A 16217-nucleotide genomic window follows, 5' to 3' on the forward strand; every position below is an offset into this window, starting at 1 on the left:
GAGGTTGTTGACGACAAAATTAAGCAAATGTTCCTCCTTTAGCTCGTTGTCAGCTCGGGGTGTTTGCACACCTTCTCCGAGCGGACACTTCTACTAACCCGATGTGATCGACTGAGTATCGCTTTCTGCAGTTCGCAGCTTCACGTTGTCATCGACCGCAGTCACCGCTTGATGCACCGCTATTCGAATTGCTCATCTAAAAGCGACCAGCGCCGCAGGTGACGAGCAACGATTCCCGAGACCGTTCGCGGCGCATCGTAACAGCTTCGTTGACTGGGTGGGATCACGTATGGCTCGACGCTGCAGCAGATGGTGACCAGTAGCCGTGTCGGTTGCTGTGTTGGTGACGCTGACAGACGAAACCAGTAGGATTATATAGAACATAATGATTAATCATGTTGTATGGGTGAGCCACCTGCGATTGGCTATGAGCGGTGTGAGGGCCGCATGTGCACGTGTTCACGATACTGTCCGCCCCGCTGCCCACGGTTCGTCGACAAGCAGGGCAGTCGCTGGACGGTTCGCCCGGCTCGGAAGGATGATGCCGACAAACTGGCAGCGTTGTATCAGTCCTTCGGTGCGGCCGACCGCACACTGGGGGTCCCACCGGCTGTGGATCACCAACGCCGGGCGTGGATAGAGCGATCGCTTGCAAATGGCCGGAATATCGTCGCCGAGAACCAAGAGCGAGTAGTCGGGCATGTCTACTATACGCCGGCGGATGCCCCTCGGCCCGAACTAGCCGTGTTCGTTCATCCAGCGTTTCACAACCGCGGCATCGGAACGGAACTGTGTAAGCATGCAGCGGCCGCCGCGGTGGAAGCTGACTGTGAGGCACTCGAATTACACGTCAGCCAGACCAATCGCGCCGCGATTACCGTGTACCAGCGACTCGGGTTTGAAGTCGTTGACAGAGACCACACCATACAGATGACGCTTCCGCTGCAGGCGCAACGCACAGAGACAGTGGCCACCGAGAGAAACAGACAGTCCTGAGTTGGCTCAAGCCGGTAAGACCATGGTGAAGATATCTCTTCGGCACCGCATCTCATCGATTGTCTGCAACAGAGATGTTTCTGGCAGTCGCGACGATGGCTTGTCCGTATGCGATCCCCCCGTCTCCTGGTGGTACCGCAGCTGGTTGGAGATAGCGACAGTCGCTCGGCTCGACGTGAGTTCGGAGCTGCCGCGAGATGGCACCGTTGTAGGCTACCCCGCCGGTAAAGCCGACAGCTCCGACATTCCGCTCGGCAGCCGTGTCGAGCGCGATCGTCGCTAAGCCGCTCGCTAACGCATGTTGTGCTGTTGCAGCGACATCGGCTGCCGACGCGTCGGCTGTGAGGGCAGCCAGCGATCGGACGAGCGTCTGCACATCGAGGACACGATCGCCAGAGCGTGTCTTATAGGGGATATCGATCGGCTGCGGGGTTCCGTCGCGTGCGAGCCCTTCCAGCCGCTGGGCGGGTTCACCCTCGTAGGTGCGGCGGTCACAGGCACCGACCAACGCGCTCACCGCATCGAGATACCGACCCGCGCTGGTCGTTGTCGGGGCGTTCACCCCGCGTTCAGCCTGCTGGCGGACGACAGCGGCATCATCGCGGCTTTCGACGGCACCGGTTTCCAGCAACCGGTCGTCGATCCGATCGGTATCCGCAAGCAGCGTCGCTAAGATGCGTGCTGGATATTCGATGGCAACCTCACCACCGGGCAGCCCAAACGACGAGAGGCCCCCAACACGTTCGAACCCCTCGTAGGTCACGTCCAACACTTCACCGCCCCAGATAGTGCCGTCCGGGCCGTAACCGGTGCCATCGGCCACGACCACAATCGCTCGGTTGACGTCGTGTTCGGCACACAGCGCAGCTGCGTGGGCATGATGGTGTTGGACAGCAACTGGGCCGGCCATCCCATCTGCCGCATACTGTTCGGCCTCCGTCGTCGTCAAGAAGTCGGGATGGCGGTCACAGGCGACGACATCGGGAGAGAGGTTCGTAAGCTCCTGAAGATGGGTAACCGCGTCACGGTGAAACGCCAGCGTGTTCGGGGAGTCGACAGCACCGATGTGTTGTGAGCTAACGACGCCGTCACTGCCGGCGACTGCGACCGTCGCATCCCGTTCGGGGCCAACGGCCAGCACGACCGGTGACTCGCCGTCGACACCGGTCGGATTCGGCAGCGTCGTCGGCGTCCAGCCACGTGATCGGCGGACGAACCGCGGGGTGTCGTCGACAACGCGTACCACGCTGTCATCACAGCGGGCGACGATCTCACGGTCGTGTCCGACCACGCCATCGACGACATCGCCGAGTCGATCCCAGACGCTCTCCGTCGTCGTACACATCGGCTGCCCGGGGCGGTTCGCACTGGTCATCACCACGGGGTCGTCCACGTGGTCGAACAGCAGGTGGTGCAGGCCAGCGTATGGGGTCATGACCCCAACCGTCGATAGCCCCGGGGCGACGACATCGAGCCACGACGCCGCTGTCGTCGTCTCAAGCAGCACAATCGGACTGCGGACGTCGGTCAGCAACTCTCGGGCCGTGTTGTCGACCTCGGCGAAGGCTTCGATAGCGTCGACCGACCGAGCCATACACGCGAAGGGTTTCGCCGGTCGTCCGGTTCGGGCTCGGAGCCGGCCGACTGTCTCGGGGTCAGTCGCGTCACAGACCAGGTGGATGCCGCCGGTGCCTTTGATCGCAAGGATCGAGCCGTCGGTCAACGCGTCGCCGGCCCGAGCGATGGCGTCGGTGCCTGTCGCCACACACTCAGCACCTGTCGCCACGCACTCGGCGTCGATCTCGTAGCGAAGCGTCGGCCCACAGTCCGGACACCCGATGGTCTGGGCATGACAGCGACGGCTTGTCGGCGTTTCGTATCGCTCGCGGCAGTCCTCACACAGTGGGAAGGCGGCCATCGAGGTACGGGCGCGGTCGTACGGCACGTCCTCGACGACAGCAAAGCGCGGGCCGCAGTCGACGCAAGCGGTCGCCCAGTACTCGTGGTAGCGTGAGTCAGGATCACGGAGGTCGTCGAGACACGCCTCACAGATACCCGTATCCGGCGGTACCGGCGCATCAACGCCCCCGGCGTGCTTGCCGGTCGAGTCACAGATCTCGAAGCCTTCGACGCCGGTTGGATCGCGCCACTCGACATCGACCGCCTCAACGGTCGAAAGCGGTGGCGGGTCGGTACGAACCGTCTGGAGTACCTGTTCGATAGCCGCTTGCGGCCCCTCGAAGGCGGCCTCGACAGCACCCCCTGTATTGCGGACGTAGCCAGCGATACCGGCGTCAACGGCCGTTCGGTAGACAAACGGGCGGAAGCCGACGCCCTGGACTGTCCCTGAAATCTGCACGGCGGCACGACAGCGCTCATCCATCGTCAGTGGTGGGCGTGGTCGTGTCCGGCGGCGCGCACGTCGGTGAGAAACGACGCCACCGCGTCGAGTCCGTCGCCGTCGCGGCCGTTCGTTCGGAACACGTCCATCTCGGGGGCAACATCGGCGATGTCCGACGCCATCCGGTCGATATCAGCACCCACGGCATCGGCAATGTCGATCTTGTTGATCACGGCGGCATCACAGGCCTCGAACAACAGCGGGTGTTTGCGAACCACGTCGTCGCCCTCGGTCGTACTCACGACGAGTACCCGGGCCTGTGCACCGAGTGGGAAGTCAGCCGGACACACCATGTTCCCGACGTTCTCGACGTACAACCGGTCGAGTGCGTTGAGGTCGAGATCGGTGAGCGCATCTCCAAGCAGCCCGGGATCGAGATGGCACTCCTTGCCTGTCGTGACGTTGGCAACGTCGACGTCGTGCGTGCGGAATCGACGTGCATCGTCGTCGCCGGCCACGTCGCCGACGACGACGCCGATGGCTTCGTCCGACGGCGCGCGCTCGATCAGGTGTTCGATCAGGGTCGTCTTGCCGCTCCCGGTGGCACCGAGAAACTCGACGACTGACACGTCGTGGTCGTGAACCAGCCGCTCGTGGAGGGCACGCGCCTGCTCGCGGTATTGGGCGAGCACGTCGTCGCTCATGTCGGTTCCATCGGCGTCGTCACCGTGACCGAACCGATGGGCGCGGGCGACCGGGAGCGGATTCTTGCGGCGCAGGACGCGGCGGAGTCGATGGATCGGGAATCGATGCGACCGTCGTGGGTGGGTGAACAGTGTCATGTGTGAACTCCCTCGTTGCATTCTGGGGCATCCGGAACGGTGATCGACGCCAGCCGACACTCCTTGCCGCTGGTGAACTCGACGCTCGACCCGCAGTCGGGACAGCGCGCCGTCGGCACCCGGCCGGCCGTCGCCCCGAACGACGGCGGCTCACCGGCCCAGCCACAGTCACAGGCCGCCTGTGGGTCGACCGACTCGATCTCGACTGTCAGGTCGGAATCCCCCCGGGTTTCGGCGACAGTTTCGAGACAAAACCGTAACTGGGTGGGATTGACGTGTGTTGCCACCCCGAGCTCGACGGTCAGCGTCTCGACGGTGTCGGCCCCGTGGTCGGCTGCGGCCTCGCTGGCGCGGGCGAGCAGTTCCTCGGCGACACTGAGTTCATGCATTATCAGCAGATTCGTGGGAGCTGTTCGCCCTCCGGTTCGCTCAGATAGCGACGCCCGAAGCCGGTATCGAGGACGACCCGCCCGGTGTGTTCGTCGGTCACCTCGCCGATCACCGCGGCATCGGCCCCGACGGACGTGGCCTGCAGGGCATCGACGACGGCGTCGGCGTCAGCCGCGTCCACGCCGAAGACGACTTCTCCCTCGTTGGCCACGTCGAAGGGATCGATCCCGAGGAGTTCGCCCGCCGCCGACACCGCGTCGTGCACCGGCACGGCTGGTTCGTCGACAACGATTCCAGCGGCGCCCTTCGTCGCCATCTCGTTGAGTGCGGTCGCAAGCCCGCCGCGCGTCGGATCCTTCATGGCCGTGATCGTGCCCGCATCGAGTGCCGCAGCAACAGCGTCGTTGACCGGGGCGACATCGCTGCGAAGCTCGCCATCGATATCGAACCCCTCGCGTTCGGCCAGCAGCGTGATGCCGTGATCACCGACGGCCCCTGAGAGGACGAGCTTGTCGCCCGGTGAGAGACCAGCATCCGGCACATGCGCACCCTGTGGGATGACGCCGACGCCCGTCGTGTTGATGACGACGCCGTCGACCTCGCCGCTGCCCATGACTTTCGTATCGCCGGTCGTGATCGCACAGCCGGCGGCCTCGCAGGTCGCCTCCATCGAATCAAGGATGTCCTCAAGCAACTCGACGGATGTGCCTGCCTCAACGATAAGCGAGCAGGTCAGCGAGAGCGGCTCGGTCGCGCCCATCACCGCCAGATCGTTGACGGTGCCCGCGACGGCCAGGCGGCCGATGTCGCCACCCGGAAACGAAAGCGGCGACACGACGTGGCTGTCGGTCGTGACGACCACTGATCGATCATCGATCTCGTGAACCGCACCGTCGTCGAGGGCGTCCAATCCGACCGCAAGATCGTCGCCCGCGCCGTTTTGGGCAAATCTGGAGACGACGCTGTCTTCCAGAAACGCACGGGTCTTACCGGTGCCCGCGCCGTGGGCAACGGTCACCGTGTCGTCGTCGCTCATAGATCGGGCTCGCCCCCGTATTCGTGCCAGATCTTGCAGGTGCCTTCGTCGGAGACCATACACGCACCGACCGGATTCGACGGCGTGCACTCCTCGCCGAACAGCTCACACCCCTCGGGGGAGGCCGTGCCGGCCATGATATCCCCACAGATGCACTGTTCGGTGAGTGGATCTCCAGCCCCGTCGACAGCGTCGATATCGAACTGGGCTCGGGCGCTGTGATCGGCGTAGGCCTCCCGCAACACGAAGTTGGCGTCCGGGATCTCGGCGATCCCGCGCCACTCGCCGGACGTGAGCGTGAACACGTCGTCGATGGCGGCCATCGCCGCCTCGTTGCCCTCCCGGGAGACACACCGCGGATAGGCGTTGTCGAGACCTCCCTCGCCGGCCTCGATGAACTCCAGGATGCGCCGGACGCCGTAGAGTACGTCCAGCGGTTCGAACCCGCCGACGACGACTGGGAGATCGTACTCGTCGACGAACTCCTCAAACAGCCCGTACCCCGTGATGGTCGCGGCGTGGCCGGCGGCGAGAAACGCATCGACATCCGTCTCGGGCATCTCCGCGACGACTTCCATCGCCGGCGGGACGTACTTGTGCGCCGAGAGCACGGAGAAGTTCTCGGGTGGATCGGCCTGAAGGACGGCTGCGGTGGGTGCGGCGGTTGTCTCGAATCCCGTGGCGAAAAAGACCACGTCCTCATCTGGGTTGGTTTCGGCGAGTTCGACGGCCTCGCTGGCGCTGTAGACGACCTCGACCGACGCCCCCTCGGCTTTGGCATCGGCGAGGCTTTTGACGGTGCCTGGCACGCGAAACATGTCGCCGTACGTTGCGACCGTTTTGCCAGCCTCCGCTAGCGCGACCGCCTCGTCGACCTCGGGCATGTTCGTCACACAGACCGGACACCCCGGCCCCATCGTCACTGAAAGGGCGTCGGGAAGCATGCTTCGCAGGCCGAACTTCGCGATGACCTGCTCGTGGCTCCCACAGACGTGCATGATCTCGACGGGCTCGTCGATGCGCTCCATCTGAGCCGCGATGTCGTCGGCGAGTTCGTCGGCAACCTCCGGGTCTCGAAACTGGAGGTCGGCAGCCCCGCCGTCGCCCGCATCGCTGGCGACCGGCTCGCTAGTCGTCATCGCCGCCCTCCGGTTCGACAGCCGCTTGCTCGCCGCCGAGGTCGATGTCGGCACCGCGGGGCGCGCCGATCTCGTCGAGGGCCTCCTCGGCGTCATCGCCGAACAGCGATTCGTAGATGGCGATGGTTTCCTCGACCTCCTGTTCGGGGATCTTCCGGATGGCGAACCCTGCGTGGTTGAGGATATAATCGCCGACATCGACGGCGTCACCGACCACATCGAGCCGGACGCGCCGTTCGACACCCCAGAAATCGGCGACTGCCTCGTGGTCGTCGATCTCGACGATCTCGCCGGGGACACCGAGACACATCAGCGCTCACCTCCAGGGCCCTCGCTGCCGGCCTGCGCACCGATGAGCTCCGGATCGCCCGGCAACAGGCGGTCTGGCCGGAAGAACCCCTTGACATGGTGGTCGTCGGCCTCATGGGCGTCGATTGCTCCTTTCTCGATCTCTTCCTCACAGTCCGTGCAGTACCAGGTTCCGTTCATAGTGGTGTGTTGAGTCGTGTGGTAATGTGTGAGACAAGCTCGGGGAGTGCGTCCGAAACGGGGTCGGACAGCTCTAACCCCGGCTCAAGGACGGCCGGCACCACGCCGACGAGTTCAACCGTCTCAGGGAGGTCGTAGGCGGCGTCGCCGACCGCGAGCGCGTCGCTAAAGCTAAAATCGTGCATGGTCACCTCCGGCGGGGTCTCGCCGGGGTCGTCGTAGCGAAACGTCCGGACACACCCCGGTTCGTCGTCAACCGCGAGTGCGTCGACGACGATCGCTCGGTCGCTTCCGCTCATCGCTTCGAGGGCCAGAAACGCGGTCGTGCCGGCGTGGCTCACCGTCGTCCCTGGTGGCAGCGATCGCTCCCGTAAGGCCTCGATAGCGTGGAAGCCGACGCCGTCGTCGCGCATGACGCGGCTTCCGACGCCGACGACGGCCTGGCTGGTCGGCAGCTCGGCCGTTCCGACCTCACCCGTCGTCGTCATCGTCACCTCCGAGCACGTAGGCGTCTATGTCGCCGAACAACATCGATCTGAGCGTCTCCCGGTTGCTGGGCAGCAGCGCGAAATACACGTGGCCCAGCACCATCGACACGACGATGAAAAACACGAACAGGTGGATCTGCTTGAGCAGGACGATGTTCAGCCAGCCATCCAGAAAGCCGAGCAGTTCGATCCACCAGGCCGGATCCGACCGCATCTCGGCGTACATTCCGAACCCGGTCACCACGAGGACGGCAAATAGGATGTTGATCCACCAGAAGAAGGTTTTCTGCATCGGGTGGTAGGCGACCCAATCACCCTCCGCCTCGTCGTACGTCTGGCGGGCGTCGTGATACCCCGGGATGTAGGATTTCAGCCCGACAAACGCCTGGGCAACACGAATCGAGACGCGGATATCGGCGAGTTCGGCCAGTTGCCGGTGGCCATCGACATAGACGTGATACAGCGGGAAGAGAACGAACAGGACGGCCATCAACAGGATGCCAGCCCAGAGATGCAGACCGAAAGCGATGTAGTAGCCGTCCCACGGCACGATGTTCAGTGGGCCATACGTGCCCGTCCAGATGGCGTACCCCGTTCCCATGAGGATGAACATCAACAGTGCCTGCGTCCAGTGGGAGAGGCGTGCGCCCAGCCCGTGACGCTCGACTGAGACCCGCCCTTTCATCGCCTGAATCCGGCTGTACCGGTCGTCGGCCGCCTCAGGCGACCGTAATACCGACCGTAGGAGCCCGAGCAGCTGGGCACTGATCCTGGATTCGGCCGCCGTCTCGCCGGGCGGGTTGCTGTCGGCGGCCTCCGGGTCGGAGGTCGTCATGTGTCGTCGGCCTCCTCACCGGCGATCGGCGCGTCACAGGCCGCCGTGAGCGCGCTGCCCGGCGATGCCGGCGTGATCTCCTCGGTATAGCTTGCCTCCGGGCTTTCGACGTGAACTGAACAGGCCAAACAGGGGTCGAACGACCGCACCGTTCGCATCACGTTGAGCGGGTTCTCGACATCGGCGACGGTCATCCCCTCGACGGCTGTCTCGAAGATGCTGGGCGTCCCCGAATCGTCGCGTGGGCCAAGGTTCCACAGCGTCGGAGTGATGATCTGATAGTTGGTGATGGTGCCGTCTTCAATCTTCACCCAGTGAGAGAGAGCGCCGCGGGAGGCCTCCCAGAGCCCGACGCCTTCGCCGCTGAAATCGTCGCTCCAGCCGGTGTTGACCGTCCCGTTCGGGTCGATATCGTCGAGTAGCTCGACGATCTGATCGCGGAGTAGCAACGCCTCCTGTGCGCGGGCGATGAGGCGGTTGAGCGTGCTGCTTTTGGTGGGATCGCCGCCGAGTGTCGCCCGGAGGTCGAAGGGATCCCTGTCGGTGACGATCAGGCGGGCGAGCGAACCGGTCTCCATGTTCATCCCGTTGTACCGCGGGGCTTTCCCCCACGAGTAGGCCCCCTCTTTGTCCGGTGCTGGCTTCGGTGGCGACTCCTCCATCGGCGACCCGCCGGAGTCGTCGGTGTACCACGAGTGGGCCGTGCTCTCGGTGATCGCGTTTTTGATCTCCTCGTCGCTGGGATGAGAGAGTTCGCCGTCAACGTAGATTCCGGAGGGGATCTGATCCTCGCCGTTCTCGTCGGGGTAGATGCCGTTGCAGTAGTATCGCCCCGGGCCAACGCCGAAGTCGTCGGCACCGGCCTCCTTCGCGGCGAACAGCAGCGAAACGATGTCGTGGAGCCCCTCGCCAAGCGTCGGATCAAACCGGTCGTTGCGGACGTTCTCGATCACCTCGGGAACGGCGTCAGTCGGCCCGAGCCAGTCGCTGACGAACTCGACCTGGTCGCTGATCTGCTGGAGTTTCTCGATGGTTGGATTGGCCGACATCCCACCGGGCGCGTAGGTGAGTGGATGGGGGGCCTTCCCGCCGAACTCGGCGAACCCCTGCAGCAGTTTGCGCTGGGCCTCCAAGGCGGCGGTGTACCCCGCTCCGTCCATGGGGTCGAGCCGTGTCAACCCTGTATCGGCGACGGCGTCGCTGTAGTCGGGGGCGACGAGCGCAAACATGTGAACCGCGTGGTTCCACAGCGTCGCCATCCGTTCCAGCAGGTTGCGCATCTTGCGGGCGGTGTCGGGGATCCCGTCGAAGACCCCCGCGTTCTTGGCGGCGTTCTCGATGGCCAACAGCGCGGTCTGTCGATGGACGGTGAAACAGACGCCACAGACCCGTTGGGTGAACACCGGCGCGTCCGACGGCGGGCGGTTCAACACGACCAGCTCCATGCCGCGGAACATGTCCATGTGGCTCTTCGCCTCAGTAACCACGCCGCCCTCGACATTCAGCGTGGTACTGTGATGACCTTCGATTCGTGTTGTCGGGTCGATTTCGATCTCTGGCATGCTCAGTCCTCCGTGCTGGTGGCCTCACTTGCACATTCACACTCGCTTCCGCAGGCACAGCCACCGTCGGGTCTGGGTGGCTCTTCCGTCGCGCTGTCGGCGTCGTCGCCGTCACCGTACCCCATCGCCTTCCGTCCAGCGTGGGCCCCAAGGCCGGCTGCGGTCGCGCCGACGGCGGCAACGCCGGCTGTCTCGATATCGCCGAGCGGGAGCCCCTGCTCCTCGATCGGCTGATAAAACGGCGTCATGTTGTCCCAGAAGGCGGGTTCCATACAGCCGATACACGGAGCCCCGACATTCCGGCAGACGCTCGTGCCGTCGTTCCAGAGCCGTACCGAGTCGTCGCAATGGCAGTACGGCCCTTTGCAGCCGACCGTGTAGAGACATTTTTCGGAATCTTCGCCGACGTGGTCGACGAACTCACCGCGGTCGAAGTAGCCACGGCGAGAACACTGATCGTGAACGAGCGGCCCGTAGAACGCTTCGGGGCGGTTGAACTCGTCGAGCTCCGGTGTGTGGCCGTTCAACAGCGTTGCTACAGTAAGCAACACGTAGTCGGGGTGAGTCATACAGCCGGGGACATTGATAACCGGGAGGCCGGCATTCGACCGAAAGTCGGGGCCAAGAACGCCCTCGTCGCCCTGCTGGTGGGTGAACTGGACGCCTTTCGCGCCGGTGACGTTGTCGTCCAGCCACGGCCCCTCCTCGGTGTCGTCGGTGACCGCCGGCGCGCCGTTTTGCGCCGACTGCCACCCGCCATAGCAGGCACACGTCCCGATCCCCATGACGAACTCCGAGCGTGGGGCCAGTTCCTTCACCCAATCAACGATCGGTTTTCGCCGTCCCTTCTCGTCGCGGCCGAAGGTCGCTGCCGACGGGATCTTCGTCGGGATCGCCCCCTCGATCATCAGGATGTCGGGGTCGTCGCTCATCGCGTCGATGGCGTCTTGGCCTGTCTCGGCCATGATCTCTGGATGGTAGGTGACGTTGAGTTTGAACTCGGAGATCGCCTCCTCAAGACTTGGCGACGTTCCCTGCAGCGTCGACATCGTACACGCCGAACAGGTCTGGCCTTGGAGCCAGACGACATCCTTCGTGCCGTCGGTCGCTTTGGTGAGTGCGGCTGCGACGTCTGTGCTGTACTCTGTCATGACGGTTCCGGCTGCTGAGGAGCCAACAAGGCGGAGGAAATTTCGTCTGGTCGTATCGGCGGTCGATAGCCCCAGATTGGCCATGGTTCCAGTGAGTGAAAATATCATTAATAAACGCACATTTGATTCTTAGAAACTGAGAACACCGAAGGAGAGTTTTGGTAGTGTGATGACCACCACTGGGTTTACACAATTTACACGCGAGAAGCGCAGACACAGAGCAGACGACTGTCGCAAACTCCTGTCTACGGAATCGCGTGCGAACCCGAAACGGGTCGGCAGCAAATGACCGAGGCCATCAGTGTCGGTCGCCGTTACCCAGAGCCAAACGCGACGAGTACCCACCCGCCAGTCACCACGATGCCGACGACGAAGAGCCCATAGTTGGCGAGCGTGTTGTCTGCCCGCGTTACTGACAGGGAGTAGGTTCGTGGCAGCGGCCACAGCAGGGGGATACCCGCAGGCGTGAGCGCGTCGCCAACGAGATGCGCACCGACGGTGAGGAAACCGAGCAAAAACCCGAACGTCCCCAGTCCCAGCCCGGCAACGCGAAACACATCGCCAAGGGCGACGCCAGCCACAGCGAAGAGGCCACCGACAAGCCCCGCAAAGACCAGCGAATGCGTCACCCCACGATGCTCGATCACCGGGAACCGATGGTCAATATCAGGAAGCATCGCAAGCCAAAGCAGTACCACACCGGTCAGCATCGCGGCTTCGGGTTCGCCGACGCTCACAAGCCAGTAGCCGACCGGCGCAAAGACAAGCAGCGAGACACCGAGGTGGCCCTTACGGTACATACACCAACCCCACCGAGTGGCCACAAAAGGGGTTCGACTGTGTCGGATCGATCGCCTGGAGCAAGAGGAAGCAGTCAGTCGATATCGACAGCGATGAGACCGCGGTTCTTGCGGCGTGTTTTACTTTCACTCCGCTTGGCGACCGCTTATGTTGAATTACCTCCTATCAAGGGGTATGAACGCACTCAAAGCACACACCGCAACTGACACCCCCGACGCTGAGCGTCACGATACCCACGGGCACACGATCGGCGACACTCAGCCCCCGACGACCGGCTTCGATGCCCGCGATCGGCTGCTTGGTCGGCTTGACGATACCACCGTTCAGCAGGCTGCTGCACCGCTAGCCCACGAATAACGAACGTTTGCTCGTCGCGTTACTACCTGGACGACAGCAGTGCCGCCGGTTGTGAGCGGGATGTGAGAGTCAAAAATGGGTTATTTGCCGCGTTGCCGCCGAACAGCCCACTCTTCTTTTGAGACAACATACAGGAGCACCTCAGTAGTAAGCCCCTCGTCGTCGTCGTCGGCATCGACAATGGAGTAATGGATCGCGCGGTCGACGACACGGAAGTTCATAGCCTCCTCACCGCGGGGTCGCTCGGTGTCGTTTGTATCGTCGATCTGGAAGTTTTGGAGGCTAACGAGGTCGCCGACAGCGGGCACCGGGGGTGAACAGCCCGAGACAGCACCGATCTCCTGTTCGGTATCATCATCGAGGAGGATGATCTCCGTCTGTTCGGACTGCTGGTGGTCGTCAGGCTCGTCCAAGGAGGCGTTGCTGGCCATACATTATAACAAATTAATGTGATTATTAAACTGTCGGCTGAAGCACTGTATCTACTGGTTCACCCCACACCACGGCCGCGAAGACTCACTCCGAGGCGTCGGGTGTGTGCGTGTGGCCACAGTTGGGACACTCAACTTCCTCGCTGCGGAGCTCCGCGCTCTGCTGGCGAACATCCCGCATCACCGAGGAGATCCGTTCTTCGGCGTCGAGTTCGTCAGCGACCGCGAGGTCAACGCCTTCGACCTCCAAGAGGAATTTGGCGACCTCGGTCACCTCATACATCAGATCATCGAGTTCGTCGGCCGTGAAGAAGCCCGACATCGCTCCGTAGAGAAACGTCGCACCGGCTTGCGTCACCTTATCCTCAAATGACGACCGGGCCTGGTTGACCGCCTGTGGGCTGTAGGTGTCGGTCATAAACGGGATTAGCTCCGGGAGGTTCTCGCCGATCTTCGTCATCTCGACGCCCGTTTCGGTGCGGAAATCCGCACACAGCCGGGCGATGGCCCACTCACGGGCGGTGATATAGGTGCGGTCGCGCAGAAACTCGTTGACGCGGTCGTACTGCGCGCCATCCATCTTCGTGAACCGCTCGTATTTGCGGACATCGGCTGGAATCTCCGTCTCAGCGTCGGCCGCTTGGCTCTCAGTTTGAGCGGTCGCGGGGTCGTCGTCGGCCGCTTGCCCCTCGGTCGGAGCAGTCGTGGGGTCGTCGCCGGCCGACTGGTCGCGTTCCTCGCGTGGCTGGCCGTCGTCACCGGCCGGCTGGTCGCCGTCGCCGGGCGGTGAGTGAGGCTCGGCGTCGGCTGCGTCGTCATCCATATTTCCACTCCGAACGGCCGCTTGAAAAACGTTGTCGTGGTCGCCGCCACAGCCGTGAGGGCGGTTGCAAGGCGGTCGGACGGACAACGCTTTTAGTGAGTCGCCGCAACCGTCTCTTGCATGAACGTACTCGTGGGGGTCGGCAGCCCAAACGACTCGCCGGCCGCCATCGAACGAACCATCCAGCGGGCGGCGAGGGTTGCCGACGAGCTGACCGTCGCCATCTGCAACCCCGATGCCGACACGGATGTGTCGCTTGCGGCGACTGTGACGGAAACACTGGAGGAACATGACATCACGGCCGCGACACGCCACGTTTCGGGCCAACCGGGCAGCGAACTCGTCGATATCGCCGAATCAGAGGGGTTCGACGAGATCGTCCTTGCCGGCGGCCAGACGAGTCCGATGGGAAAGATTACGATCGACAAAACGGTTGAGTTCGTCGTACTCAACGCACACACCACGGTGACTCTCGTCCGATGAATTCGGAACGTCGCTACCCTGAGACCATTTCAGGCCCGTTTGAGGAACCGCCAATCCACTTCAGCGATCGGGAGGATCGTGACATCGAGATCCGCCCGTATGATGGGTCAGAAGCGGAGTACGAGGCACTGGCAGAGATGTACGTCGAATTCGACCCCTCAGATCGTGCCCAAGGCATCCCGCCAGGGCGAGAGTCACGGGTGCGAACCTGGCTTGACGGCATCCTCGCCGATGACTGCTACAATCTGATCGCGTGGGACGGCGACACCGCCGCCGGCCACTCAACGCTCGTCCCCGACGGCGACGACGACTACGAGTTGGCGATCTTCGTCCTCCAAGACTACCAGGAGGCCGGGATCGGCACCCACCTCATCGAGTCGTTGCTCGGCTACGGCTACAGCGAGGGGATCAACTGCGTCTGGCTCACTGTCGAACGCTGGAATCACGCTGCTGTGTCGCTGTACGAAAAGGTTGGCTTCGAAACAACAGGCGCAGAGAGCTTCGAGCTTGAGATGGCGATCCGACTCGCCGAAGACGACTAACTCAGACCGACAATACCGGCTGACTCGCGTACAGCAGGACGTATTCGGCGGCTTTCTCTAAGACATCGGTATCGCTGTCGTTGGCTGGTTCCCGCGGGACAACGACGAAATCTGCCCCGAGTTCCTCGGCCGTATCGAGGACAACGCTTCCCGGGTGTAGCGTCTTGATCTCCGTCGAAAAACCACGGGTAACGGAGGTCGAGAGCTCGACGCTGGCGTCGGCAGCGATCTCATCGAGCCTGTCGCTGAAGGATTCGGTGTCGGTGGCGATCTCGGCGTCGGTGATCGTCCCGTCTGCCAGCCCACGCACGCGCGGCTCACCGAGGATGTAGGCCGCATGGACAGCCGCGTCGTACCGATCGGCGATCGCCACCGCGTACTCGACGGCGGTCGTAGACTCCGGGCTCCCGTCGACCGGGACGACAACGAGCTCGATATCGAGGTCGGCCATATCAACCACTCCACCCGGCGGCCACAAAAACACTCCCTTCCGTCGGTGTGATCGGCGACAGCCGAACCGAACACCAGCGTTTTATCATCGCTGCCACCGAACCGACTGGCATGTTCGAGACGATCGTCGTGGCGACCGACGGCTCCGACAGCGTCAGCCGAGCGGTCACTGTTGCACTTGATGTTGCCGATCGGTTTGACGCAACCGTCCACGCGCTGTCGGTTGTCGACACCGACACGAGCGAGGAGGCCGCCGACCGACGCGACGAACTGACCGCCCACGCCGAGGACGCCCTCGACCTGGTCGAAGGGGAAACCGATCAGCCCGTTGTGACAACGATCCGGGAGGGTGAGCCCGCCGAGGAGATCAGCGCCTACGCCGAGGAGATCGATGCCGATCTGGTCACGACTGGCACCCGCGGCCGCCACGGCGAAAATCGGTTTCTGCTCGGCAGTGTCGCCGAACGCGTCGTCCGAATCTGTCCAGTCCCGGTGTTGACGGTGCGGCAACTGGCAGCCTTCGAGGACGACGACCCCGTCGAGGCCGCATAGCCGCTCCCCGGAGCCACGCCGTAGCTTCAAGTACGAAGCCGCGGCCACGGCGGGATACCGATGGTCGAGCTTTCGTTTCCGACCGACAGCCGTGGCGTCTCGCCGGTGATCGGCGTGATCCTGATGGTCGCACTGACAGTGATTTTGGCAACGGTGCTCGGAACAGTGGTGCTTGATTTTGCCAGTGGGCTCTCCGAACAGCCGCCGCAGGCGGCCTTCGGATACGAACGCAACGATGCCGATGAGATCACGATCACCCATGTCAGCGGCGATCAGATCGACAACAATCGCGTTCGGATCACCGTCGACGGCGACGAGGTGTACCCCGATGACTCCGACGCGGCGGTCTCGAAAACCGGGTGGGACAGCCCGATCGAGGCCGGCGATACGGTCGATATCGAGCACACCGACGCGGATGGTGGTGACACCGTGCGGATCATCTGGCAAAACCCCTCAGGCCAGTCGGCAAACACGCTCAGCACGTGGCAGTGGCCGCAAGGATAACGGCA

Annotated in this window: 21 protein-coding genes; 6 read left to right on the forward strand and 15 right to left on the reverse strand. The window is 63.3% G+C overall.

The genetic code is table 11. The features are described 5' to 3' along the window. Positions 1-447: 447 nt before the first annotated feature. Entirely contained in the window at positions 448-996 is a 549-nt protein-coding gene (locus DM826_RS13360) for a GNAT family N-acetyltransferase (RefSeq protein WP_394338543.1), read from the forward strand. Positions 997-1048: 52 nt separating this feature from the next. Here the strand turns inward: DM826_RS13360 and hypF are convergent, their stop codons facing one another. From hypF to DM826_RS06305, 12 genes are all read right to left on the reverse strand, one after another. Then, complete coding sequence (gene hypF, locus DM826_RS06250; RefSeq protein WP_205738806.1) at positions 1049-3355, reverse strand: carbamoyltransferase HypF; 2307 nt, start codon at positions 3353-3355, stop codon at positions 1049-1051. Between the two features lie 26 nt (positions 3356-3381). Continuing rightward, positions 3382-4179 carry a hydrogenase nickel incorporation protein HypB gene (gene hypB, locus DM826_RS06255; protein ID WP_120102547.1) on the reverse strand — a complete coding sequence of 266 codons (798 nt, stop codon included), beginning with the start codon at positions 4177-4179 and terminating at the stop codon, positions 3382-3384. Beyond that, positions 4176-4568, reverse strand: a complete 393-nt coding sequence (locus DM826_RS06260) for a hydrogenase maturation nickel metallochaperone HypA/HybF (RefSeq protein WP_120102548.1) — start codon at positions 4566-4568, stop codon at positions 4176-4178. Before DM826_RS06260 ends, hypB begins: the two co-directional genes overlap by 4 nt. Before the next feature lie 2 nt (positions 4569-4570). Continuing rightward, positions 4571-5605 (reverse strand): hydrogenase expression/formation protein HypE, encoded by a 1035-nt coding sequence (gene hypE, locus DM826_RS06265; protein ID WP_120102549.1) that lies wholly within the window; start codon positions 5603-5605, stop codon positions 4571-4573. Next, on the reverse strand, positions 5602-6744 hold the full coding sequence (hypD, locus tag DM826_RS06270; protein WP_120102550.1) for a hydrogenase formation protein HypD: 1143 nt from the start codon (positions 6742-6744) through the stop codon (positions 5602-5604). Before hypD ends, hypE begins: the two co-directional genes overlap by 4 nt. After that, positions 6734-7054, reverse strand: a complete 321-nt coding sequence (locus tag DM826_RS06275) for a HypC/HybG/HupF family hydrogenase formation chaperone (RefSeq protein WP_120102551.1) — start codon at positions 7052-7054, stop codon at positions 6734-6736. The genes hypD and DM826_RS06275 overlap by 11 nt, the downstream gene beginning before the upstream one ends. After that, positions 7054-7233: a hypothetical protein gene (locus tag DM826_RS06280; RefSeq protein WP_120102552.1), complete on the reverse strand. Its 180-nt coding sequence runs from the start codon at positions 7231-7233 to the stop codon at positions 7054-7056. The genes DM826_RS06275 and DM826_RS06280 overlap by 1 nt, the downstream gene beginning before the upstream one ends. After that, positions 7230-7721 carry a hydrogenase maturation protease gene (locus tag DM826_RS06285; protein WP_133304646.1) on the reverse strand — a complete coding sequence of 164 codons (492 nt, stop codon included), beginning with the start codon at positions 7719-7721 and terminating at the stop codon, positions 7230-7232. The genes DM826_RS06280 and DM826_RS06285 overlap by 4 nt, the downstream gene beginning before the upstream one ends. Beyond that, positions 7705-8556, reverse strand: coding sequence for a cytochrome b/b6 domain-containing protein (locus DM826_RS06290; RefSeq protein WP_120102554.1), 852 nt, complete (start codon positions 8554-8556; stop codon positions 7705-7707). The genes DM826_RS06285 and DM826_RS06290 overlap by 17 nt, the downstream gene beginning before the upstream one ends. Further along, positions 8553-10118: a nickel-dependent hydrogenase large subunit gene (locus DM826_RS06295; RefSeq protein WP_120102555.1), complete on the reverse strand. Its 1566-nt coding sequence runs from the start codon at positions 10116-10118 to the stop codon at positions 8553-8555. The genes DM826_RS06290 and DM826_RS06295 overlap by 4 nt, the downstream gene beginning before the upstream one ends. A 2-nt stretch (positions 10119-10120) precedes the next feature. After that, on the reverse strand, positions 10121-11353 hold the full coding sequence (locus tag DM826_RS06300; RefSeq protein ID WP_120102556.1) for a hydrogenase small subunit: 1233 nt from the start codon (positions 11351-11353) through the stop codon (positions 10121-10123). 230 nt (positions 11354-11583) lie between these two features. Continuing rightward, a complete protein-coding gene (locus DM826_RS06305) occupies positions 11584-12069 on the reverse strand; it encodes a metal-dependent hydrolase (protein WP_120102557.1) in 486 nt (161 codons plus the stop codon). A 175-nt stretch (positions 12070-12244) separates the two neighbouring features. Between DM826_RS06305 and DM826_RS06310 the strand changes: the two genes are divergently transcribed. Beyond that, a complete protein-coding gene (locus tag DM826_RS06310; RefSeq protein ID WP_120102558.1) occupies positions 12245-12427 on the forward strand; it encodes a hypothetical protein in 183 nt (60 codons plus the stop codon). Between the two features lie 80 nt (positions 12428-12507). Here the strand turns inward: DM826_RS06310 and DM826_RS06315 are convergent, their stop codons facing one another. Continuing rightward, entirely contained in the window at positions 12508-12858 is a 351-nt protein-coding gene (locus tag DM826_RS06315; RefSeq protein ID WP_120102559.1) for a hypothetical protein, read from the reverse strand. An 85-nt stretch (positions 12859-12943) separates the two neighbouring features. Beyond that, entirely contained in the window at positions 12944-13681 is a 738-nt protein-coding gene (locus DM826_RS06320; RefSeq protein WP_120102560.1) for a DUF5806 family protein, read from the reverse strand. Between the two features lie 120 nt (positions 13682-13801). On the opposite strand from DM826_RS06320, the gene DM826_RS06325 reads away from it, so the two are divergent. Next, positions 13802-14164 carry a universal stress protein gene (locus DM826_RS06325; RefSeq protein ID WP_120102561.1) on the forward strand — a complete coding sequence of 121 codons (363 nt, stop codon included), beginning with the start codon at positions 13802-13804 and terminating at the stop codon, positions 14162-14164. After that, positions 14161-14706: a GNAT family N-acetyltransferase gene (locus DM826_RS06330; RefSeq protein WP_120102562.1), complete on the forward strand. Its 546-nt coding sequence runs from the start codon at positions 14161-14163 to the stop codon at positions 14704-14706. Before DM826_RS06325 ends, DM826_RS06330 begins: the two co-directional genes overlap by 4 nt. A gap of 1 nt (position 14707) precedes the next feature. Here DM826_RS06330 and DM826_RS06335 read toward each other — a convergent pair whose 3' ends face one another. Next, a complete protein-coding gene (locus DM826_RS06335; RefSeq protein ID WP_120102563.1) occupies positions 14708-15157 on the reverse strand; it encodes a universal stress protein in 450 nt (149 codons plus the stop codon). 110 nt (positions 15158-15267) lie between these two features. Between DM826_RS06335 and DM826_RS06340 the strand changes: the two genes are divergently transcribed. After that, on the forward strand, positions 15268-15708 hold the full coding sequence (locus tag DM826_RS06340) for a universal stress protein (protein ID WP_120102721.1): 441 nt from the start codon (positions 15268-15270) through the stop codon (positions 15706-15708). A gap of 60 nt (positions 15709-15768) precedes the next feature. Continuing rightward, positions 15769-16212: a type IV pilin gene (locus tag DM826_RS06345; protein WP_120102564.1), complete on the forward strand. Its 444-nt coding sequence runs from the start codon at positions 15769-15771 to the stop codon at positions 16210-16212. The last annotated feature ends 5 nt before the right edge of the window (positions 16213-16217 follow it).

Origin of the sequence: Halonotius aquaticus (assembly GCF_003605575.1) — an archaeon.
Taxonomy (GTDB): domain Archaea; phylum Halobacteriota; class Halobacteria; order Halobacteriales; family Haloferacaceae; genus Halonotius; species Halonotius aquaticus.